This window comes from Enteractinococcus helveticum, assembly GCF_001657475.1.
Taxonomy (GTDB): domain Bacteria; phylum Actinomycetota; class Actinomycetes; order Actinomycetales; family Micrococcaceae; genus Yaniella; species Yaniella helvetica.
Window position 1 is genome coordinate 24,721 of the sequence record NZ_LXEY01000011.1, and the last position, 22,212, is coordinate 46,932.

The following is a 22,212-nucleotide window of genomic DNA, read 5'->3' on the forward strand; positions in this document are numbered from 1 at the left end:
CTTCCTTGTCCTGGCAATCCGTTTGACTCACCAGTTGGGGTGGTGGTTCCAGTAGCGACTCACGCACCTCACGCACCGCTTAGGCACGTTCCTTCTGGGCGACGTCGACGAGGCTTAGGAACCGAGCACGGTACCTGTTGACACCGCGACATGTCCGGCCTGCTGCCGAAATTCTTTCATCATCTGCGATTCAGCTCATACTGTGGCACGCTGCAAGGCGTTACGATCGGTAGAATTGTCCATTTTAACCGTATGAACCCGCTTTGGTCCTGTCGCGACCGGCAGCTTTGGAGACATGCTTCATGATTTCGTTTGAGTCGGTGACTAAAACCTACCCGGGGTCACGGCGAACGGCGCCCGAGGTGGTGGCAGTGGAAGACGTCAGTTTCGAGGTCGACACCGGTACCATCACCGTGCTGGCCGGCTCCTCGGGCTGTGGCAAAACCACCCTGCTGCGTATGGTCAATCGCATGGTGACTCCCACTGCCGGCACCATCCGGGTTGATGGTGAAGATATTGCCGCATTGAATCCGGTGCAACTGCGACGCAGCATCGGGTATGTCATGCAGCATGCAGGGTTACTCCCCCATAAAACGGTGGCCGAAAATATTTCGGTCGTGCCGCGTCTGAACGGTGCAACCAAAGCCCAAGCCAAAACAGCCGTGGGCAAGATGCTAGAGCTAGTAGCACTGCCCCAAGACATGGCAGACCGCTACCCCGCTGAACTCTCAGGCGGTCAGGCACAACGCGTGGGCGTTGCCCGAGCACTGGCCGATGAGCCGAAGATCTTGTTAATGGACGAGCCTTTTGGTGCAGTCGACCCGCTGGTCCGAGCCGATCTGCAGCACCAACTACTGGATATCCAGTGCCAGTTGGGCACCACCATCTTATTTGTCACCCATGACATGCCCGAAGCGTTGCGCTTGGGCCATCACATCATTTTGCTGGCCGAACGCGGCCGCATCATGCAACACGGTTCCCCGATCGATCTGGTCGCGCAACCGGCCAACGCGTTCGTCGAGGACTTTCTCGGTTTGCGAGCCACTCAGAACGCCTTGCATCTACAACATACTGACGACGGCGCAACACTGGTGCTGGATGCCCACGGTCGACCCACCGGTTTCTTGGAGTCCTCGTGAACTGGGTGGCCCAAAATGTCGAGTTGATTCTGCGAGCGCTGGGCTGGCATCTAGCCTTGAGTCTGCCCGCGATCCTTGCAGCACTAGTGTGTGCCATCCCCTTAGGTTGGTTAGCGCATCGGCTACCCCGGTGGTCTGGAACGATCATTACCGGATCAGGCCTGCTGTTTGCCATCCCGTCGCTGCCGTTGCTCATCGTGTTGCCCGTTATCACCGGCGCCGGTTTGCGGGATGGCATCAACGTTGTGGTGGCACTGACGCTGTATGGCATCGCCTTGTTGGTGCGGTCCGTGGCGGAAGGGTTCAATGCTGTGCCCCTCGACACGCGGTTGACGGCAACCGCCCTGGGCTACACTGCCTGGCGCAAATTTTTCACCGTCGAACTGCCATTGGCAACACCCACAATTCTCACCGGTCTGCGGGTCGTCTCGGCATCAACGATTGCACTGTGCACGGTCGGGGCCGTACTGGGAATCCCCTCATTGGGAACGTTATTTACCGATGGCTTCCAACGCCAAATCTTTGCCGAAATCCTTACCGGTATCATCCTGACACTCGGGCTGGCTGGGGCCTTTGATGCACTGTTGGTCATTGCTGGCCGAATGTTGCTGCCCTGGCAACGAAAGCGGGGCGCATGAACGTCATCGAAGAAACCTTCAGCTGGCTCTTTGCCGCTAACACCTGGTCACCCACCGGCGAGGACCTGGTGTCTCGCAGCCTGGAACACCTCTGGTACAGCAGCCTGGCCGTCGCCATCGCGGCCCTTATTGCCATCCCCTCCGGATGGTGTATCGGCCACACCAAAAAATTCTCCGGCCTGATCATCGGCATCACCGGTGCCGCGCGTGCACTCCCCACGTTGGGCTTGATCACCCTGTTCGGACTATTGGTCGGCATCGGCCTGGTCGCACCCATGATCGCCCTGGTCATCCTCGCCATCCCCTCCATCCTGGCCGGAACCTACTCGGGAATCTCCGCCATCAACCCCGCGGTCCTCGATGCCGCACGCGCCCAGGGTCTGACCACCGGTCAACTCATCTGGCGCGTCCACTTGCCCCTGGGGCTGTCCATGCTCGTCGGCGGGCTGCGCTCGGCATCTATTCAGGTCATGTCGACGGCGATCCTGGCAGCCTATGTGGGCGCAGGCGGCCTGGGACGATTCATTTTCCTCGGCATCAATACCCAAAACACCGGGATGCTGCTTGGCACCTCAGTGTGGATCATGGTGCTCGTCGTCGTCATTGATGCGCTATTTGCCACCGCCCAGCGCCTCGCCACCCCTGTCGGCGTCCGCATGTTAGGTGCCTCACGAGCCGCAACCCAGCGCGTATAGTCTGTTGCTGTCGGCACCGAGATGTTCCTAACATGAGGCCATGGCTTCTCCCCGTACAACCCGAAAACCTGCCCGAGGACGTTCCTGGATTGCCGTCACTTCGCTACTGGCCCTGACGCTGACCGCCTGCGGAGCAAACTCCGATCCGCTGGAGCAAGCGGGTGCCCAAGTCGACGACGATACGATCGTCATCGGCTCGCAGGCGTATTACTCGAATGAGATCATCGCCGAAATTTACGCCCAAGTCCTGGAAGATACCGGGTTCAGTGTCCAGCGTGACTTCCAGATCGGACAGCGCGAAGTGTATATGCCGGAGCTGGAGGCAGGGACCATCGATCTGATCCCGGATTACACCGGCAACCTGGTGCAGTACTATGCCGATGAAGCCGAAACCGGTACTCCAGAGCAGGTCCACCAGCAGGTCATCGACGCGCTGCCGGAAGGGCTGCAGGCACTAGATTTCGCAGCAGCAACCGACCAAGATTCCTATACGGTCACCGCCGACACCGCAGCACAATACGACCTAACCTCCATCGGTGATCTCACCAACCTTGGGGATGCTGTCACGATGGCCGCAAATTCAGAATTCGAAACGCGCCCATATGGTCCCGACGGCGCGCTGGAGCGCTACGGTGTGACCGTTGAAGTGATCGGCGTCGAGGATTCCGGTGGGCCGCTCACCGTGGGCGCATTGACCGATGGTGATGTTGACGTGGCAGATATTTACACGTCGTCACCGGCCATTGAAGACAATAATCTGGTGGTGTTAGAGGACCCAGAATTTCTGATCCTGCCCCAAAACGTTGTGCCAATCGCCACTGATGAGCTGCCTGATAAGGCCGTCAGTGCGATCAATGCCGTCCAAGCTGAGCTGGGCCCAGATGATCTTATAGAACTCAACGCCCAGTCGGTCAATGAGCAAGCCGCTGCTGCTGATATCGCCTCAGCCTGGCTCGCCGACCACGACCTGTCCAACTGAGTCGCCTCCCGACCACTTCAGGCGGTGTTAACCTCCCTCTAGGCTTGGCACAGCACCTTTGCTAGCATGGGTGCACACAGTTTTCAAACAAGGACTCTTTATCGTGCTGATTTACGACCGTCACTTCGCATTTGATTATGCGCTGACGTCGTAGCAGCCTTTTCTCGTGGCTGTGTTGTCAGCGTGTTCGCAGACAACACAGGAGTCCCCATGTCTATTCTTCACAATTCCTCTGTCGTGATGACCGAGGTAACATTTGCTTGGCCCGACGGCACACCCGTCCTGGACCGCATCACAGCCGCTTTTGGTAGCGGCCGGACAGGGCTGCTCGGTGACAACGGCACGGGCAAGACCACGCTGCTGCGGCTCATCGCCGGTGAGTTGCAGGCGGTCAGCGGAACCATCGCAGTATCTGGTCGTGTCGGCTACCTGCCACAGCATTTGATCTTAGATACCACCGCAACCGTCGCGGATCTGCTAGATATCCGAACACAAGTCGATGCACTTCGAGCAATCGAGTCTGGTGATTCCGATCCGCATCTCTTCGATGCACTCAACGACGCCTGGGACGTTGAAGCACAAGCACGCGCATCGCTTGATGCCAACGGCCTAACCGGTATCGACCTGGCCCGAGAAGCGGGCACGCTTTCGGGCGGCGAGACCGTTTTGACCGCACTGGCGGGGCTACACTTGAGCGGCGATGAAATTGTCCTGCTGGATGAGCCGACGAATAATCTCGACCGTTCCGCACGGCATGAACTGTATGATGCCATTATGGCATGGCAGGGGACGCTGATTGTAGTCAGCCATGACGTCGCGCTCCTTGACCTCATGGACGAAACCGCCGAGTTGCGAACCGGTTCTGTCACTGTATTTGGCGGAAACTATAGTGCGTATCGTCAGCATGTAGCACAGGAACAGGCCGCAGCAGAGCAAGCGCTGCGCACAGCCCAGCAGCAGGTTCGGGTCGAGGAGCGGCAACGTGCTGAAGCCCAGATTAAGCTTGCGCGCCGTCAGCGCTACGCTCGAACGGATTTCGAAAATAAGCGCAAACCCAAGATGATCATGAATCAGCGCAAAACTGAAGCGCAAGTCTCTGCTGGAAAGCTGCGCGGGGAGCTCGATGAGAAAGTCGATATTGCACGTCGCGCCGCCCAGCAACAAGAAGAGCGCGTACGACGCGAACAACAGATCAGCATCAATCTGCCCGACCCGGGCGTGCCGAGCAGTCGCCGTCTGGCCGAACTGTCCGACCATCACAACACGAGGATTGTCGTTCAAGGCCGCGAGCGTATTGCGTTAACGGGACGCAACGGCGTCGGTAAAACTCGGCTGCTGGAATGCTTGGTCCACGCCAGGGACCCTGGAGTACACGTGTCAGCGATCCGGTATACCGATCGCATTGGCTATCTGCCGCAGCGGCTTGATCATCTCGATGACACGACCAGCATTCTCGACACCGTCCGCGAAACGGCACCTCACAGCCCACCTGGTGAGATCCGGGCGAAGCTGGCCCAATTTTTATTCCGCACAGACACTGTGTACCAACGGGTTGGGGATCTGTCCGGTGGCGAACGATTCCGTGTCGCGCTGACTCGTCTCCTAGTTGCCGAGCCACCACATCAGTTACTTGTGCTCGACGAACCGACGAATAACCTCGATTTGCGAAGCGTTGACGAACTGGTTTCGGCACTGGCTGCCTATGCGGGAGGTCTGATTGTTGTCAGCCACGATGATGCATTCTTGGACCGCCTCGGCATTGACACCTGGGTCGAGTTAGACACCCATGGTTTGCACCAAGGATGACCCCAAATCGACAACGTTGAGGAGCACTGATGAATAACTCGCCGGATCCAGACCAGCCCACGCCGGAAGTTTCAAAACCCCACCACGTCTTGTCAAACCACCACGATCAAACGACCGTGCCAGGGCATTGTCTAGCTGTTAATTTTCCGACAGACTAGGCTGACAGGTAGTAGCCCACACTCATATGCTGCCGGAGAGGAATGATGGCATGACAACGGAATCGCCCATTACAGAACTGACGGTTGAGGAAACGATCGCATTTCTGGCAGACAAAGACTTCGGCAGACTGGCAGTGTCATTGGATGGTCGTCCAGACATTTTCCCGATCAACTTTGCAGTCCACGCCAACAGTAATGACGACGTCGTGGCCTATATTCGGACCTCTCCGGGCAATAAACTCTTTGCCACCGCAACCGGCAGCTACCTCGCACTGGAAACCGACCATATCGACGGCAATATTGCCACCAGTGCCGTGGTGTACGGAACCGGACGTCGGGTTGAACACCACAAGGAACTCAGCCTGGTCGATACCTTAGATCTCGAGGCGTGGATTGCCGTTCAAAAACCCGAAGTCATCGCCATCGACATCGAGCATATTTCCGGACGTCGTTTTGTCCTAGGCCCCAGCCCTGACACCACCATCACCGAGGCGCCCGACTAAACCTCACCCCACTCACTTCGATAGGCTCACGCTCGTTCAATAACCCGAGCTTGAGCCTATTTCTTATGCCCGAGATCCGATAACGTGAGACCCATCACCAGGGGTGGAGATCATGACGGATACCAACCAATCCGCCGACGTAGGATTCACCGAAGCTGAACTCAACGAACCCAAGGTCAAACCCAGTTGGAAAAAGATCGGCCCGGGTATTGTCGCGGCCGCAACCGGTGTCGGTGCAGCGGATCTTGTCGCCACCCTCACCGCTGGTTCCCGCTACGGCTACATGCTGGTCTGGGCCATCGTCGTCGGTGTTTTGATGAAAATTCTGCTGGTCGAAGGCGTCGGACGATACTACCTATCCACCGGCAAAACCATCTTTCAGGGCTGGCGCACCCTTGGTCCGTGGACCAGTTGGTATTTCGGTCCCTATATTCTCATTTGGGGCATCGTGTATGGTGCCACCGCCATGAGTTCTACCGCACTGCCCCTGGCCGCACTGTTTCCTGCGGTCGACCTCAAAGTTTTCGCCATTGCGGCCGGGCTGATCGGGCTGGCACTGGTCTGGCTTGACCACTACCAACTCATTGAGACACTCATGATGATCCTGATCGGCATCATGTTCTTCACGGTGCTGCTCTCCGCCGTGCTGACCCTGCCCAACCTCGGGGACATCCTGGCTGGGCTGATCCCCCGGCTACCGAGTGAAGAAGGCGGCATGTTCTACGTGTTGGCCATGGCCGGTGGCGTCGGTGGGACCATCACGCTTGCCGCCTATGGATACTGGCTGCGTGAAAAAGGCTGGAACAAACCCAAATGGCTACGCGTCATGCGCTTCGACAATGCCACCGCCTACGTGCTGACCGGGATCTTCGTGTTTTCCACCATGATCATGGGCGTTGAACTGCTGTATTCAGCAGGCCTGGCCATCTCAGCCGGTGACCAAGGACTCGTTGATACCTCCACCGTGCTAGCCGACCGCTACGGAGAGGCCTGGTCTGTCGTCTTCCTGATCGGATTCTTTGCAGCATCGTTTTCATCCCTGCTGGGCGTGTGGCACGGGGTGTCCCTGATGTTCGCAGATTTCTGGACCAACTTCCGCCGGCCCGCCGATGAACTGGATCAAGACGACGCTCCCACCTTGAAATCCACACCGGCCCGGTTCTACATGCTGATGCTCACCTTCCCCACCATGATCCTGCTGTTCTTTGACCAGCCGATCTTTCTCATCCTGCTCTACGGAACACTGGGTGCGCTGTTCATGCCGTTCTTGGCGGTCACCCTGCTGTTTTTGAATAACCAGAAACGCTTCGTGCCCAAACCATTCCGCAATAAATGGTTCCACAACGTGTTCTTGGGCATGACTGCAGGCGTCTTTGTGGCCATGGGTGTCAACGAACTCTACGAAGCCTTAACACCCCTGTGGGGCGGTGGCTAACCCACCCGTGTATTGGGCCCCTGGCAGGTGTTGAGCAATGTCGCATCCCAGGTGCGTTGTTCCTCGGCGGCAACGCCGCAGATTTCCCACCCCAAGTGTGCGATACCTGCACGGGCGTATTTCGCATGGCGAACGGGGTCCGTAAAATGCAGGCTACCGACCCAAAACACTGAGGAGCACACCGATGGCGCGCACACTTGCTACATATATTTCACTTCCCGGAACCGCGGCTGAAGCCATGCAACACTGGCAGGAAGTTTTTGGCGGTGAACTCAGCATCATGACCTATGACGATGTCACGTTAGGGGCCATGCCATTCGACCCTCCTGAAGGTGCAGTCGCCCACGCATGGCTGGAGTTTCCGGGTGGCCTGATCGCAGCATCTGATGTCGTCGACGACAAAACCTACCCCGTGCGCGGTACGGCCTATTCCATGTTGCTCTCGACCGACACCGCACAGGAGTCCCGAGGCTATATCGCAAAGCTCATCGAGGGCGGCGGATCAGAGGGCATGCCATTAGAAAAAGCACCCTGGGGCGGCTGGTACGGACAGGTCTTTGACCGCTTCGGCGTCATGTGGTCATTTTCCAGCGACGAAGATTAACCACCCCCGCGAAGGTGTCTTAGGCGTCGGCGTCCACGTTTTCCGCGTTGGACGACGACGCTGCTTTTGCTGCAGCCTTTTCTTCACGCTGCTGGCGTTTCAGTTCTTTGAGGTGTTCGCGGCGTTCCTTACCCACCGCTTCGATCTGCAGTTGCGCCTTATCGACCGGGCCCAGTCCGTCAACTTCTTCCCGACCGGTCCAGACCTTGACCACGCTCCAGGCCACGGCAACCAGTGGCACGGCCAGTACCGCACCGATAATCCCGGCCAGCACCGTCCCCGCGGTCAAGGCCATCAAAATCACCAGGGCATGCAGGTTCAGTGTCTGAGCCATAACCACCGGCTGCAAGAAGTTCCCTTCCAGCTGGTTGACCAGAATGACGGCGGCCAGCACGATCAGCGCTACCACCGGCCCGTTCGCCACCAGTGCCACCAGCGTGGCCAAGATCCCGGCAACGGTGGCACCCACCAGCGGGATGAACGCACCCAGGAAGACGACAACGCCCAGTGGAATGGCTAGCGGTACCTGGAGGATGAGCAGCGCGATCGTAATACCGATGGCATCGACCGCTGCAACGATTGCGGTACCGCGAATATACCCACCAAAGGTGTGCATAGCGCGGTCACCTGAGGCAATGGTTTGAGCCTTGAAGTGTTCCGGGGCCCAGGAAACGAAGAATGCCCAGATGCGGTCGCCGTCTTTGAGCAAGAAAAACAAGATCACCAGCAACAGCACCAGGCTGGTGACAAAGGTTCCGGCCGCGCTGATGGTGGTCACCGCACCGGTGCCGAATTCAGCAGAGGTCAAGAAACCAGTGACCGTATTGACCATCGAATCAATCTGAGATTGGTCGATAGTCAACGCCAGCCCACCGAGGAATTGTTCTCCCCACTCGCGTAACTGGTTGAAGCCTTCTACCGCTTGTTCCACCAGGGTTGACCACTCATTGATGACCGAAAACACCAGGGCGGTACCAACGCCGCCTAGGACCAGCAGGGCACCAAGGAACACAGTCCAGGCGGCTAAGACATTTGACATCACACGACGACAGAGCCGCACCAGCGGCCACAGGGCACACGCCAAAATAATAGCGATTAAGGTAGGGATGACCACGACCGTCAGGTTGAGTAGGGCCAGGACCACCAGCCCCACGAGCGTGCCGACGATCAGCAGCTGCAGTGACCGCATGCCTAATCTGCCGAGAGTGTCCGTCCACAACTGTGAGACGGTAAAATTCGGCCGCCTTTCACGCGACTGGTTGAGTTCATCAAGAGTACTGGCCAATGGTTGCCTCCCACGTTGAACCGGTCATCGTCATCTGAAGATGCCGATGACATAAAACCTACCGGAAGACCGCCATCCCAACCAAAGACACGCCACAACACGAAAAGACACTACGCTGTTTCCAACGGCGAACGAAGTCATATTCGATGAACCATATTTGAAAGTACGTCGAGGCGAACATATGATCGTAAGTACCACCTGCTTGCAAGAACGCACGTCATCTTGCGGCACAGAGGTAGGAAATAAAACAGCGCTCCTTACAATCGGGGTTTAGACCTCCCCGTAGTTGCCAACGACGAAAGGCCCGTCCGTGCCCGCTGACGTATTGACGATTGACAACCTGCATGTGTCATATCGAGGTGTCAAAGCCGTGGAGGGACTTACAATTTCGATCCCAGCGGCCACCATGACCTGCATCGTTGGGCCGAATGGTTCGGGCAAATCGACCACTCTGAAAGCAGCCTTAGGGCTGGTGGAACGCACCGCTGGAGCGATCCGGTTCTTTAGTCAGCGCGTGGACAAGGTCCGGGAACGCATCGCTTATGTACCCCAGCGCTCCACGACTGACTGGGATTTTCCCATCAACGTTTTTGATACCGTGCTGTTGGGCACCTATCCAAAGCTGCGGGTTTTTCAACGGCCAGGCACTGTAGAACGCGAGATCGCTCGGCGTGCATTAATGCGCGTGCACATGGAGGATTTTGCACACCGTCAGATTGCTGATCTTTCTGGCGGCCAACAACAGCGCGTATTTATCGCTCGTGCGCTCGCCCAACAAGCCGACATCCTGTTATTGGATGAGCCGCTGATGGGTATTGATGCCGCCAGCGAGCAGAACATTATCGAGATTCTTCGCGAGCTCGTGGCCGCAGGCAAGACCGTGGTGATGGTGCATCACGATTTATCGAATGTTGAAAACTATTTCGACCACATCATCATGATCAATCAACGCCTCATCACCCAAGGTCCAGTATCCGAAGCCCTGACCGGACAGAACCTCACGGCAACCTTCGGAGCCAACCTGCTGGGGATCGGTGAATAAGGCATGGAATTCTTGTACGATCTGCTCAACTACCCCCACCTTGCTCGAGCGGCCATCACCGCCGTCGTCATCGGTCTGGTCTCTGGGATTGTGGGCTCACTGATCATTTTGCGTGGCCTGTCGCTCATGGGAGACGCGATCTCGCACGCCGTGATGCCCGGTATTGCCGTCTCATTTTTCTTCGGGGCCAATATCTTTATCGGAGCATTAATCTCAGGTTTACTCGCCGCCGCCGGCATCGGGTTTGTGAACTCGAACTCCCGGCTGAAACGCGACACTTCGATTGGCATTATCTTCACCGCGTTCCTGGCAGCCGGCGTCATCCTGCTGGCCCGCACTGAGTCTTCGGTGTCCCTTCAGGCGATTCTATTTGGTGATGTGCTGGCAACCACTCCCTCACAGATGTGGCAGTCAATGATCATTACCGTGGTCATCTCGACCCTGGTCGTGTTGTTTTATAAACAGCTGCAGATCACCACGATGGACGGACAATTGGCCAAGGCATACGGCTTTCCAACCAGAGTGATCAACTACGCTGTTCTGCTCGCCCTGGCGGTTGTGACCGTTTCGGCAGTGCAGACCGTGGGGGTCATTCTCGTGGTCGCGATGCTCGTAACCCCGGCGGCAACCGCATATTTATTATCGAAGAAATTTTCAACCATGATGGTGCTGGCTGCAGTCTTTGGGATGCTGTCGTCAATCATCGGCATGTATTTCAGTTACACTTTTGAACTGCAATCCGGCCCGGCGATCGTGCTGATCGCGTTTGCGATGTTCGTGCTGGCATTTCTGCTCAGCCCGCACCAAGGATTCATCTGGACTCAACTGCACAAACTGCGCGACCGTCGTCACGCGCAACACTCCCCCGTCACTCAGGAAGGCTCCTCGCTATGAAGAACACCTGGAAAGTAGCAATCGCAGCCCTTGGCGCTCTGACGCTGGCCGGATGCGGTGGTGAAGCCTCCCAAGAATCCGAGGATTCCGGCGTGGTGCAAGCGGTGTCGACGTTTTCTATCCTGACCGACATTGTCGAAGAAATCGGTGGCGATCATGTCGAAGTCTATAACCTGGTTCCAGTTGGCCAGGATCCGCACGAATACGAGTCCACCCCCGCAGATACCAAAGCACTATCGGATGCGGACGTGTTCTTTATCAATGGTCTCAACCTCGAAGGAGGCGACCAAGGCTGGGCGGCACGCATGGCCAGTTCCGTAGGGATCGAAGACGATCGGTTGGTCGAAACCACCGACGGCGTTGAGCCCCTGTATCTGACCGAAGGCGTGGAAGATTCCGTCAACCCACACGCCTTTCTGGATCCGAATGTTGGCGTGATCATAGCCGAAAATGTCGCCGAGTCGCTGGCCGAAATTGACCCGGACAATGCCCAGGCATATCAGGACAATGCTGATGCCTATGTTGGGGAACTGACGGCCATGCACGAGCAGTATCAACAAGAAATCGGGGATCTTGAAGAAGACCGTCGTGTGCTGGTGACCTCTGAGCGGGCATTCCAATATATGGCCCAGCGCTATGACCTGCTCGAAGGCTACATTTGGTCTGTCGATACCGACGACATCGGGACGCCAGATCAGATCATTTCAACCATCGACTTCGTCAAAGAACACCAACCCCCAGCGTTGTTCTTAGAGTCCAATGTGGCCAGCGCACCCATGGAGACCGTATCGTCAGATACCGGAGTTGAAATTTATGCCACGGTATTTTCTGACGAGCTCGCCCCCGAAGGCGAACCCGGCGATACCTACCTGGGATTATTGGAAGAAAACCTCACCAGAATATCTGAGGGACTTCAGCAGTAGACTACACAGTGTTTGACATCTGAAAGGAACACGCTTCATGACTGACAACCGTCTGTCCACGGGCGACGCAGCCCCACCATTCTCCCTGCCCGATGCCGATGGCAATACCGTCTCGTTGTCTGACTATGCCGGCCAAAAAGTCATTATTTACTTTTACCCCAAGGCAATGACGCCGGGCTGCACAACGCAGGCATGCGATTTCCGTGATCGCATGGAACGTTTCACCGCCGATGGTTATCAGGTCGTTGGCATTTCGCCCGACCCGGTGAAAAGCCTAGACAAGTTCACCGAAAAAGAAGACCTGAACTTCCCGGTGCTCTCGGATGAGAATCACGCCGTGGCTGAAGCGTACGGCGCCTGGGGTGAGAAAAAGAACTACGGTCGGGTCTACGAGGGGCTGATCCGCTCGACCATTGTGGTGGATGAAGATGGCAACGTCGACGTCGCACAATACAACGTCAGAGCCAAGGGCCACGTCGACAAATTGCGTCGCGATTTGGGCCTGGCAACCGCCTAATTCATCAATTAGGCAATTCGTTGTGAATGGGCTAAGCTTATTCCTCGGTCCACCACAACGGATGAGCGGGCGTGGCGGAATTGGTAGACGCGCTGGATTTAGGTTCCAGTGTCTTAATCGACGTAAGGGTTCAAGTCCCTTCGCCCGCACACATGTCCTTGTTTGAAAGGACACGAAAGCTCCGGAAATCATTCTGGAGCTTTTGTCATTCCTAGGAGTACCTGACGTTGACGCGGCTGCTTTCTTCTGGCGGCTGGCCTCAGGTCACAAACATTTACATGGCATGATTCAGGCGCTGGAGCCAGTGTCGGATATGTGCGGTGATGAGATCCGGGTACTCATGCAACAGAGCATGGCCCGCACCATCAATCACTGCGATGCTGGCCTTCGAGTAACGCTGCCCAAGATGCAGAGCATCGATGTAGCCCACAGTCGAGTCCTGGCGCCCAGCCACGATCACCGAGGGTTTATTAAAACTCCCCTCACCCATGTCGATCGGCCAGTCGGCAAAAATACGGCCCAGCGCTGCTTCGTCGACACGTGACATCCCCGGGACAACGTGATCGCGGTATCGGCGAGCAGTAGCTCGTGTGCGCACCACAAAGTACTCCTGGAAACCGCGTCGGTCTTCTGGGTCCAGCTCGTCATCGGCGTCGTCGTCTTGCCATACCACCGTGGGCTCCGGAACCTCGGTTGCATGCTGCCCAAGAGGGCAGATCAGTGCCAGCCCATCTATGATGTCTGGCCGTCGCGCGGCCACGCCTCGAGCCAGGTACGCGCCGTAGGAGTGTCCCAACAGCAGTACGGAACCGTCAGCCACGCGCTCAATAAAGTCACACAGTACATGTACGACGTCATTATTGCTGTTGAGATGCACAGCTTCAGACTGGCCCATGGCCGGCAGATCAGGATAAATCCGTCGATAACCGTCATGTGGGAAGAAGGCCTCAACCGCCGCTTCGATCTCACGGTGATCGACACCCGCACCATGGAGGGCGATCACCGGTATGCCTGTTCCGTATTCGACGTAGTGGATCACTGATTGCCCGATGTGGCACTTCATGACTGCTCCTCTCGCCGTGAATTCTTCGAACACCCCGGTTGTTTACGGTCAGACCGTGGCGCACGGTGTGAGAAGAGTCTATGAGCATCACATGGCTAGCTCAATGGGGACTGTGGTTCAGGCCAGACAACGTATTTGAAAAAATGGGGAGCAGTTTTGCTCCACTGGCCTGAAATTTTGCCTACGCTTAGAAAACACGGTGCAGGGCAACAGCTTCAGGTGGACAGGTCATGGGCAGAAGAACACGCAATGAAACCCGCTGGTCTGTCCCTTTCCACCACTATGCGTCGCTGGATGCATTTCTTGCTGCTGATCTGCAGACCGGTGGTCATAGCTTTCTGCACAATGGTCGGGATATTGATGTACTGATTGAAAATCGGGGCGCTGCGACCACGCTGGTGGTGTTCAATGGAGCCATCCCGTTGAACGTGCAATATCTGCCGTATTTCACCGGCCGTGGGATTGCCGAGGATCTCGGGCTAAACCTGATTGCGGTGTCTGATCCTGTGCTCATCCATCGCGATATGACCGTCGCGTGGTATCTAGGTGACCAGACCACCGGTCCCCTGCGTCCGGTCCTGGTCCCTGCGATTCGGCATGCACTGAAACATCTTGGTGGCAGCAACGCGATTCTGTTTGGTGCCTCCGGGGGCGGATTTGCCGCAGCCCACTATGCCCAGCACTTCCCCAACTGCACCGCGCTGGTGATCAATCCGCGCCTGACGTTAGAGCGCCGGGCCCAGGACAAAATGGCCACTTATCTGCGACTTGGACACCAGATGGAATCTCAGGGCACGATGACCGATAGGGTCCGAACACTGTTGGCCGACTATGGGCCCACCGATCTCGCAGCTGCGGCACAACGGGGCCTGAATCATGACCTGCTGATTTATCAGAACTTTTTCGACTCCACCTTCCTCCAGCATCACCTGTTGCCGTTTCTCAGCGTGGCTGGGACCGATCCGCGCTGCTATGTTCGATTAGCCAACGATGGTCACGGCCATGTGCCGATTCCTCCCGAGACGGTTCGTCAGATCATCAGCGTCGTGTCCTCCGGCCGGTTGTCTGCTATTCGAACCGCAGGGTTTGCTCCGGCATCCCAGACACCGAACCTCACCGGACAGTTCCTCCCCGAAATTGCCCACCGGCTGGATGCTTTAGGAAAACACAGTCGGCGTCTGGGGCGGGAACGCGACGCCCTTGAGGTCCAACAGCTTCGGATGAATGAGCGGATCGCAGAACTCAAGGCACGTTCCGATGCCCTGGATGACAAAATCCAATCCTTGAATCAACGCGTTGAACAACTGCGCACCGAACCGGCGTTGTGGCGTCGGGTCTGGCACGTTATTCCGCGAGGCTTCCGCCAGCGCATCCGGCAACTGTTTCGACGCACATCACTGTGAGACGTAATCGGTGATGCGTGTGATTTTGTGCGGCGTCGTCGTGGGAATTTCACACTGGCGGCAAGCCTGGCTACGATATAAGCACCGAGCATCGCATCGGTGTGTCCAGATCAATCAGAACGCGGAAGGATTTCAATGCATCTTTCCCGTCGCACCATGCTGGCTGGACTGGCATCGCTGGGCTTGGCCCCGCTGATTCGTGCAACAACAGCAGACCCAACGCCCACGCCCGAGCCGACGCTTCCAGCGCCCGGGGCCAAAGTATTTCGCATCGGGGTGCCAGCCAAGGCATTGACCACCGATCCGGCGGTCACTAACGACGTAGAAACCCACCGGTTGGCGCGTCAGGTGTATCAGACGCTGATCGGGGTGGATGAAGAAACCGGTGAGACCATCCCCCAGTTGGCCGCCGAATGGACCGTGTCCGACACCGGGCGCGAAGTGGTCTTTGTCTTAGAGCCGGGCATCAGTTTCCACGATGACACCGAGCTGACCGCCGACGTCGTCGTGGAAAATTTCCAACGCTGGGGTACGGCCGATCAGCTGTTGGGTTCGCAATTGGATGATGTGGGGCGGTTACCGTTTTCGATTGTATTTGGCGGGTTCAGCTCCGAGGATGCCTGCCTGTTGGATGCGGTGGAAGCCACCGGCGAGCTCGAGGTCACGGTAACGTTGCGTCGCCCGGTCACGAACCTGATTGCCGCGCTAACGCACCCGGCATTTAGTATTACCTCCCCGAATTCCTGGGCGGAATTCGATGCGGCCCTGAACGATGGGCTGGCGCTGATCCCGCTAGCGGGCAGCGGCCCGTATCGCTGGGGTGGATTGGAAGGCGCGACGATTCAGCTGGAGGCGGTGAATGCCCAGCACAACGTCGAAGTGCTCTCGGTGCCCAATTTGCACGAGCGGCTCTACGGGTTGTCGACCCAACAGCTTGATGTCTTCGATGCGGTCTCGCCCGCGGTGTTGCGCGAGCTGGTGCAATCCGGATACCAGGTGCTGCTGCGCGATCCGCTGGCCGTGTTGTATTTAGGCATTAACCAGGCCCACCCGGTATTGGCCAATCTGCACGTGCGCCAGGCGGTGGCTCATGCGCTGTATCGCACCGATATGGTGGATTCGCTGCACCTGGAGGGGTCGTATGTGGCCCACCAGTTCAACCCGCCGTCATTATTAGAACGCACCGACGACGTCGTCACCTATAACGCCGATGTGTCCCGTGCCGCTGACCTACTGGCCGTGGCCGGATATGACGGCGAGCCGATAGAATTCTGGTATCCCACCGGTGCCGAGCGCGTATATATGACCCAACCCCAAAAACTGTTTGCCCACCTATCTGGGCGGTTGACGGCGGCCGGATTCAATATTGTGGCCCGCCCAGTGCCCTGGGATGACGGCACCTATATGCGCTCGGTATTAGGAGGAACCTCGGGGCGCGGGCTGCATTTATTTGGGCGCAACTTCTTTGTGCGCGATGCCCTGTATGTCCTGGCGGATCTGTTCGAATACCCCAACGCCGAATTCGGCTGGACCAACCCGGCGGTGACCAACGATCTGACTGCCGCACGAACCGAAGATGACCCTGCAGTGCGCACCGCCCTGTTGCAACGCGTTGAGGCCGCGGTGAGTTTGGACATTCCCGCGGTGCCGCTCACGTTCCCCATTACGGCGCTGGCGTCGGGGCACGGCGTCGAATTTTATCCCATCTCGCCGGTGCTCGATGAGCAGTATGCTCGCGTGCGGCTGACAGACTAAAGATTTACGATTTCGCTATGCCGCGGTAGTAGAGTGGCATGGTCACTAGTGTTCAGTTGAACAGATCAATGAGGATCAGGAGTTACAACGTGCCGCAGTCAGGATCATCCCCCGAAGTTGATGTTGTGTTGATCGGGGGTGGGATCATGTCGGCCACCTTGGGCACCATGCTCAAGGAACTGGAACCGAATTGGTCCATCGCACTGTATGAGAACCTTCACCAGGCCGGCCAAGAATCATCCGACCCGTGGAATAACGCCGGGACCGGGCACGCCGCACTGTGCGAGCTGAACTATGCGCCCGCCCAGCCCGATGGCTCCGTGAACATCACCAAAGCCACGAACATCAACGAACAGTACCAAGTTTCCCTGCAGTACTGGTCGCACCTGGTGAACAACGGCACCCTGAAAGATCCCAACAGCTTTATCAACTCGCTACCCCACATGTCCTTTGTGTGGGGCGATGACCACGCAAAATACTTACAAACCCGGTATGAGGCAATGGCGCCGAATCCGTTATTTGCCGAAATGCAGCACACCGAAGATCACGACGAGATCGCCTCCTGGGCTCCACTGCTCATTGACGGGCGGACCGACGGCCAGCGCGTGGCCGCCTCCCGGTTCGAACACGGAACCGACGTGGACTTTGGTGCCCTCACCCGTCAGCTGATTGACCAACTTGCCGACGACGGCGCCGAAATCCACTACGGCCACAAGGTCACCAGCATGTCCCGTGACACCGATGGCCGCTGGTCGCTTGATGTCAAAGACCGCATTGACGGTCGCAAATTCACCACCAGAGCCCGCTTCGTATTCATCGGTGCCGGTGGTGGCGCGCTTGAGCTACTGCAATCCTCGGGCATCCCAGAGGCCAAGGGCTTTGGCGGATTCCCCATCTCCGGGCAATTCCTGCGCTCCACCAATCCCGATGTCATTGAACAACACCACGCCAAGGTCTATGGTCAGGCCGCCGTCGGCGCCCCACCCATGTCCGTGCCGCACCTGGACACCCGCTTTGTTGACGGACGCCGCTCGCTGATGTTTGGTCCCTACGCCGGGTTCTCCACGAACTTTTTGAAAACCGGGTCCTTCCTGGACCTGCCAAAATCGATTCGCCCACACAACCTGGGCACCATGCTCAACGTGGCCAAAGACAACTTCGACCTGGTTGGCTACTTGGTCTCGGAGATCACCAAAACCCACGGCAAGAAAGTCGACACCTTGCGTGAGTTCTACCCCAACGCCGTCGATGGCGAATGGGAACTGATCACCGCCGGCCAGCGCGTCCAGGTCATGAAGAAAGACCCGGTCAAAGGTGGGGTCCTGCAGTTTGGTACCGAGCTCGTCTCGGGTGCCGAAGGTTCCATCGCAGCCCTGCTGGGTGCCTCCCCCGGCGCCTCCACGGCCGCCCCAATTATGGTCGAACTGTTGCGCCGCAGCTTCCCCGACCGCTTCACCGGCTGGGAAACCAAACTCAACGAGATGATCCCATCACTGGGCCAGCGTCTCAACGACAACCCAACCCTGTTAGCCGAGGTCCGCAAGGAAACCAATAAGGCCCTGCAGCTGAGCTAACGCTGCACGAATCCCAGGCTCGATCACCTCGGGCCTGGGATTTTTGGTACCCCGCGCCGTCTCTTGTGCCCTCTGCCCGCGTAGAATTCCCCCGCGCCATCTGCCCGCGCGGAATTCCCCCGCGCGCAATATATCGCACCTGTGGATTACCGACGACGTCGTCCACGTTTTCCACAGTTTGCCAATCCGAGCACACGCGCCGGACTCGACTGGTGCATGATGGGACACCAAGGAGGTGCAACCATGACCGCAACACAACCGACCACCAGCAAAACCGTCGCCAATCCAGTGGACTGGGCTGCCCTCACAACCGACGAAATCCATGCCGCCCTGCGTGACGCCTACATCGAACTCGAAGCCCGCGAAGAAGACGCCCCTACCGAGGGCGTCTTGCACCGCTCAGTACAGCTCGAAGAGACACTGCGCACGGCGGCTCCCCTGCAGTATCGCTACGCAGGTCTGCTCCAAGACGCCTTCAACAACGAGCAACTCAGAGACTGTGTCAACTTACCCAAAGGCAAAACCCCGTTTCGCGATGCCACCGACTTCCTGGCGAAGACCCACGGACTGCGGGCTAATGAAGCTTCTGCGCGCTTGCGGTTGGCCGCATCATTAACGCCTGCTCGAGCCACTGATGAAGAACGCACCGACGACGTCGGCCAGACCCACCTGCCGATCCTGAGTCAGTTCAAGGGCCAGGTCCACCCGAGCAAACTTTCTTCCGCGCTGTCCATGTTGGCAGAGGTGGATAAGCATGCTGAGGCAGTAGGCAAGGACGAGACCTTCCGGGCCAAACTTCGTCGGGTCGCCGAAAAGGATCTGGCCGAAAAGATTGAGCGCACCACGCCCGAAGAATTCAGCCGGTATGTTGCTCAACGCAAGAAAGACCTCTTGGCTTCGCTGGATCCGCCCGATGGCGATTTCACCCAGACACAGACGGATGCGATGTATGACATTCGTCGAACCGGACCGGTACGCGGCAATAAGAACGCGATCGGTTATGAAATGGTCGTGGATGCCGAGTGCGACGAAATCCTACAAACGTACCTCATGGGCCGCACAAACCCGCGCGGTAAGGACGACGAAGACACCCACTTCGACGCGCGCAGCCGAGGCCACCGGAAAATGGTCGCACTGCGTGACGGTTTGAAGTTTGTCACCGCAAACCTCGATAAAACAGGTTTCCGTGGGGCGAGCGGGGCACACACCCAAATGCTGGTCATCATCGACTACCCCACCCTGCTTGACGGGCTCCGCAAAGACCTCGGCGACCAACTGCCCGAGATTTCTGCCGCACAACGCGAGAAACTCCTGGCCATGCTGGCCAAAGCACACGACGAGACGAACACCGACAATGCCGTTGCGCAGCTGCCCCTAGAAACCGGGGCCGCAGAGGCAGATGATGCACCATTACCGGAAACGCATTCGCTCCATGAATCCATCCAGGCTCAACTTGGTGATAACGTGCATTCTTTGCCACCGCCGAAAACAACGAATCTCGATGAGATCGTGGACGACGACAATCTCGACCGATTGCAGCCGAGAATATCGCAAGGTGTGTATACCCCGTATATTCCACCGGATGTGCTGCTGCGCATGCATTGTGATGTTGGCATCACTCCGATCACACTGACGGGCAACCGACAGATTTTATCCGTGGGAACCTTAACACGGCAATTTCCTGAGCATATTCGCCGAGCTATTAAGGCCCGCGACCGCGGATGCGCGGTACCAGGCTGCCATGTCCCAGCCGCACTGTGCGAAATTCACCACGTCATACCGTGGGCCGCAGGCGGTGACACCAGCACCGATAACGGCGTCATGCTGTGCAGCCACCACCACGCCGCGGTGCACGCTCAAGCCTTAAAGATCGTGCGGGTTGACGGTGAATTCCGATTCGTCTTGCACCCGTTGATCGACGCCGACCAGCAACCTCGGGTCAACTATTTCTTCCAGGCCTAATGCGCGCATTAACGCACAAGACCCGCTCATTGGGCGGGTCTTGTGCGTTACGTATTGTTCCTGGGTTGTTGAGCTTCAACGAGGCTGTCGCGGAAAAACTCTCGGACTTTCTGCCAATCCACTGTGGTCTGGTTGAGGTGTTCGACCATGCGGGAAATTTCTGCATGCTGTGCGGCTCGCCGTTCGGCTTGTGCACGGCTCTGCATGCGGCGTCGAACTTCGTGTTGCAACCGTGCCATGCGAAGATCGGTGTCGGTCAGCAGCTTGAGAAGTTGCTGATCTGTCAGTTGTTCAAGCTCGTCATCCGAGCGGTCAGAAGTTGTCATCTCCCCCTCCGAAGTCACCGTGCAGTTAGATCAGGGCGCTGAGGCCGATGATAATGCCCGGTAGAACAACGAACAGTCCTGCAAGCCAGGCCACGACGTACAGCTTGTTCTTGGCGCCCAGATTGCCCAACCATGTCGCGCCGATTACGGGGATCGGACGTAGGAATGGCAGGGAGAAGATCACAACCGCTGAGAAGATATTGTAGAACAAGTGCACTGCAGCGGCAGTCATAGCGGCTGTTGCTGCCGAACCGGAGAACCCAAAGGCCGCAATCATCGCCGTCATAGTAGTACCAACGTTTGCGCCGACAGTAAAGGGATAGATCTGCCAGATGGAGAATTTACCGGAAGCTGCCAGCGGGACCGCTAGAGAGGTGGTCGTGGATGAGGACTGGACCATGACTGTGATGATCAGGCCGGATATGATCCCGGAGATTGGGCCGCGGCCGATCGCGTTGTGGAACATCTTTTCAACGTTGCCCACCAGTAAGACTTTGAGCATGCTGGAGATGAATTTGATGACGAGCAGAATGCCAGCCACACCCAGAACGATCATGGCAATGCCGGCCCACACTGGCGGCATGATGGCGAGGAGACCAGCTTCTACAAGATCTGCTCCCGGATCGGTGACGGCCGTGACGGCGCTGCCCATTGCCGTGAAGATGGTGGCGATGATCCCGCCGTCAGAGCCAGTGGTTGCCCCAGCGAACCAGGTACTCACCCGGTCCAGAATGCCAAAGGCCCATTCCAGCGGGAAGAAGATCGCCACAGACAGCAGGTTATACATGTCATGGACGGATGCTGCGGTAAATGCACGACGGAATTGATTGCGGTCGCCTGCTGCACCCAAAGAAACCAGGGTGGAGGTCATGGTGGTGCCCACGTTGGCACCCATCAGGATCGGAATGGCGGTCTCAAGTGGCAGACCACCTGCGACCATACCCACAACGATCGAGGTCGTCGTCGAGGACGATTGTGTCAAAACGGTCGCGAAAATCCCGATGACGAGCCCAATGACGGGGTTTTGAGCGAATGCGAAGACCTCTTCTGCACTTCCGCCGGTCGCCGTACCAAATCCTGAACCGATAATACTGACCGCGGTGATCAGAATGTAGACGGCGAAGACCACGGAGAACCATTCAACGACTTTCCGAGTTCTGCCAGTGAATGGGAGCTGGTCCATGAGACCCGGACGCTTAATTGAGGTGGTGTCTTCCTCAACAAGAGGTGCGTCGTGAAGCGGAGCGTGGAGGATCTTGCGCTCCGTCGAGTTATCTAGGCTCATACCCGAGATTGTTCCCTTCGTAACGGGTGATGTCGCGCCCAGTGAAACACCGGAAGGTAAACCAAAGGTTAACTATGGGTCAATGTTCGGTTTTATGTGTGGGCAAAAGTGTATTTTTGTTACAGGTATTCCCCACACAACGCCGCAAAACCCCATGTCAGACGAGACGTTGAGTGATTAATCACAAGTTATGCTTTCTCGCCGCCCAGCACTCAAAATGAACAAC

The 22,212-nt window shown here is 57.3% G+C and carries 20 protein-coding genes and 1 tRNA gene; 17 read left to right on the forward strand and 4 right to left on the reverse strand.

The annotated features are described in order from the left end of the window. Positions 1–302: 302 nt before the first annotated feature. The 8 genes from A6F49_RS03205 (at position 303) to A6F49_RS03240 (ending at position 7,957) form a co-directional block, all read left to right on the forward strand. Positions 303–1,139 (forward strand): ABC transporter ATP-binding protein, encoded by an 837-nt coding sequence (locus A6F49_RS03205; protein WP_043056967.1) that lies wholly within the window; start codon positions 303–305, stop codon positions 1,137–1,139. Then, positions 1,136–1,777: an ABC transporter permease gene (locus A6F49_RS03210; protein ID WP_043056968.1), complete on the forward strand. Its 642-nt coding sequence runs from the start codon at positions 1,136–1,138 to the stop codon at positions 1,775–1,777. Before A6F49_RS03205 ends, A6F49_RS03210 begins: the two co-directional genes overlap by 4 nt. Then, a complete protein-coding gene (locus A6F49_RS03215) occupies positions 1,774–2,472 on the forward strand; it encodes an ABC transporter permease (RefSeq protein WP_043056969.1) in 699 nt (232 codons plus the stop codon). Before A6F49_RS03210 ends, A6F49_RS03215 begins: the two co-directional genes overlap by 4 nt. A 40-nt stretch (positions 2,473–2,512) precedes the next feature. Beyond that, a complete protein-coding gene (locus tag A6F49_RS03220; protein ID WP_043056970.1) occupies positions 2,513–3,451 on the forward strand; it encodes an ABC transporter substrate-binding protein in 939 nt (312 codons plus the stop codon). 210 nt (positions 3,452–3,661) lie between these two features. Then, positions 3,662–5,257 carry an ABC-F family ATP-binding cassette domain-containing protein gene (locus tag A6F49_RS03225; protein ID WP_043056971.1) on the forward strand — a complete coding sequence of 532 codons (1,596 nt, stop codon included), beginning with the start codon at positions 3,662–3,664 and terminating at the stop codon, positions 5,255–5,257. A 208-nt stretch (positions 5,258–5,465) separates the two neighbouring features. Next, positions 5,466–5,918, forward strand: a complete 453-nt coding sequence (locus tag A6F49_RS03230) for a pyridoxamine 5'-phosphate oxidase family protein (protein ID WP_043056972.1) — start codon at positions 5,466–5,468, stop codon at positions 5,916–5,918. Between the two features lie 112 nt (positions 5,919–6,030). Further along, positions 6,031–7,353, forward strand: a complete 1,323-nt coding sequence (locus A6F49_RS03235) for an Nramp family divalent metal transporter (protein WP_043056973.1) — start codon at positions 6,031–6,033, stop codon at positions 7,351–7,353. Between the two features lie 184 nt (positions 7,354–7,537). After that, positions 7,538–7,957: a VOC family protein gene (locus A6F49_RS03240; protein WP_043056974.1), complete on the forward strand. Its 420-nt coding sequence runs from the start codon at positions 7,538–7,540 to the stop codon at positions 7,955–7,957. Positions 7,958–7,976: 19 nt separating this feature from the next. Here A6F49_RS03240 and A6F49_RS03245 read toward each other — a convergent pair whose 3' ends face one another. Continuing rightward, a complete protein-coding gene (locus tag A6F49_RS03245; RefSeq protein ID WP_150119373.1) occupies positions 7,977–9,146 on the reverse strand; it encodes an AI-2E family transporter in 1,170 nt (389 codons plus the stop codon). A 466-nt stretch (positions 9,147–9,612) separates the two neighbouring features. Here A6F49_RS03245 and A6F49_RS03250 point away from each other — a divergent pair, with 466 nt between their 5' ends. The 5 genes from A6F49_RS03250 to A6F49_RS03270 all read left to right on the forward strand — a co-directional run bounded on the left by A6F49_RS03250 (position 9,613) and on the right by A6F49_RS03270 (position 12,767). Beyond that, positions 9,613–10,284 (forward strand): metal ABC transporter ATP-binding protein, encoded by a 672-nt coding sequence (locus tag A6F49_RS03250; RefSeq protein WP_235604845.1) that lies wholly within the window; start codon positions 9,613–9,615, stop codon positions 10,282–10,284. Between the two features lie 3 nt (positions 10,285–10,287). Then, on the forward strand, positions 10,288–11,178 hold the full coding sequence (locus A6F49_RS03255; protein WP_043056977.1) for a metal ABC transporter permease: 891 nt from the start codon (positions 10,288–10,290) through the stop codon (positions 11,176–11,178). After that, a complete protein-coding gene (locus tag A6F49_RS03260) occupies positions 11,175–12,101 on the forward strand; it encodes a metal ABC transporter solute-binding protein, Zn/Mn family (RefSeq protein WP_043056978.1) in 927 nt (308 codons plus the stop codon). The genes A6F49_RS03255 and A6F49_RS03260 overlap by 4 nt, the downstream gene beginning before the upstream one ends. A 37-nt stretch (positions 12,102–12,138) precedes the next feature. Further along, positions 12,139–12,618 carry a thioredoxin-dependent thiol peroxidase gene (gene bcp, locus A6F49_RS03265; RefSeq protein ID WP_043056979.1) on the forward strand — a complete coding sequence of 160 codons (480 nt, stop codon included), beginning with the start codon at positions 12,139–12,141 and terminating at the stop codon, positions 12,616–12,618. Positions 12,619–12,683: 65 nt separating this feature from the next. Next, positions 12,684–12,767, forward strand: a tRNA-Leu gene (locus A6F49_RS03270). A 125-nt stretch (positions 12,768–12,892) separates the two neighbouring features. Here the strand turns inward: A6F49_RS03270 and A6F49_RS03275 are convergent. After that, positions 12,893–13,681: an alpha/beta fold hydrolase gene (locus A6F49_RS03275; RefSeq protein WP_043056980.1), complete on the reverse strand. Its 789-nt coding sequence runs from the start codon at positions 13,679–13,681 to the stop codon at positions 12,893–12,895. 230 nt (positions 13,682–13,911) lie between these two features. Between A6F49_RS03275 and A6F49_RS03280 the strand changes: the two genes are divergently transcribed. The 4 genes from A6F49_RS03280 (at position 13,912) to A6F49_RS03295 (ending at position 20,375) form a co-directional block, all read left to right on the forward strand. Continuing rightward, on the forward strand, positions 13,912–15,084 hold the full coding sequence (locus A6F49_RS03280; RefSeq protein WP_043056981.1) for a cell division protein ZapB: 1,173 nt from the start codon (positions 13,912–13,914) through the stop codon (positions 15,082–15,084). Between the two features lie 135 nt (positions 15,085–15,219). Next, positions 15,220–16,839: an ABC transporter substrate-binding protein gene (locus A6F49_RS03285; protein ID WP_043056982.1), complete on the forward strand. Its 1,620-nt coding sequence runs from the start codon at positions 15,220–15,222 to the stop codon at positions 16,837–16,839. 68 nt (positions 16,840–16,907) lie between these two features. Then, entirely contained in the window at positions 16,908–18,413 is a 1,506-nt protein-coding gene (locus tag A6F49_RS03290) for a malate:quinone oxidoreductase (RefSeq protein WP_150119371.1), read from the forward strand. Positions 18,414–18,656: 243 nt separating this feature from the next. After that, positions 18,657–20,375 (forward strand): HNH endonuclease signature motif containing protein, encoded by a 1,719-nt coding sequence (locus tag A6F49_RS03295; RefSeq protein WP_052504693.1) that lies wholly within the window; start codon positions 18,657–18,659, stop codon positions 20,373–20,375. A gap of 47 nt (positions 20,376–20,422) precedes the next feature. On the opposite strand, the gene A6F49_RS03300 is transcribed toward A6F49_RS03295, so the two are convergent. Next, on the reverse strand, positions 20,423–20,701 hold the full coding sequence (locus A6F49_RS03300) for a hypothetical protein (RefSeq protein WP_043056984.1): 279 nt from the start codon (positions 20,699–20,701) through the stop codon (positions 20,423–20,425). A gap of 25 nt (positions 20,702–20,726) precedes the next feature. Beyond that, the gene (locus A6F49_RS03305) at positions 20,727–21,986 is read right to left on the reverse strand and encodes a sodium:phosphate symporter (protein WP_043056985.1); all 1,260 of its coding nucleotides are present in this window, start codon (positions 21,984–21,986) and stop codon (positions 20,727–20,729) included. Positions 21,987–22,212 lie beyond the last annotated feature (226 nt).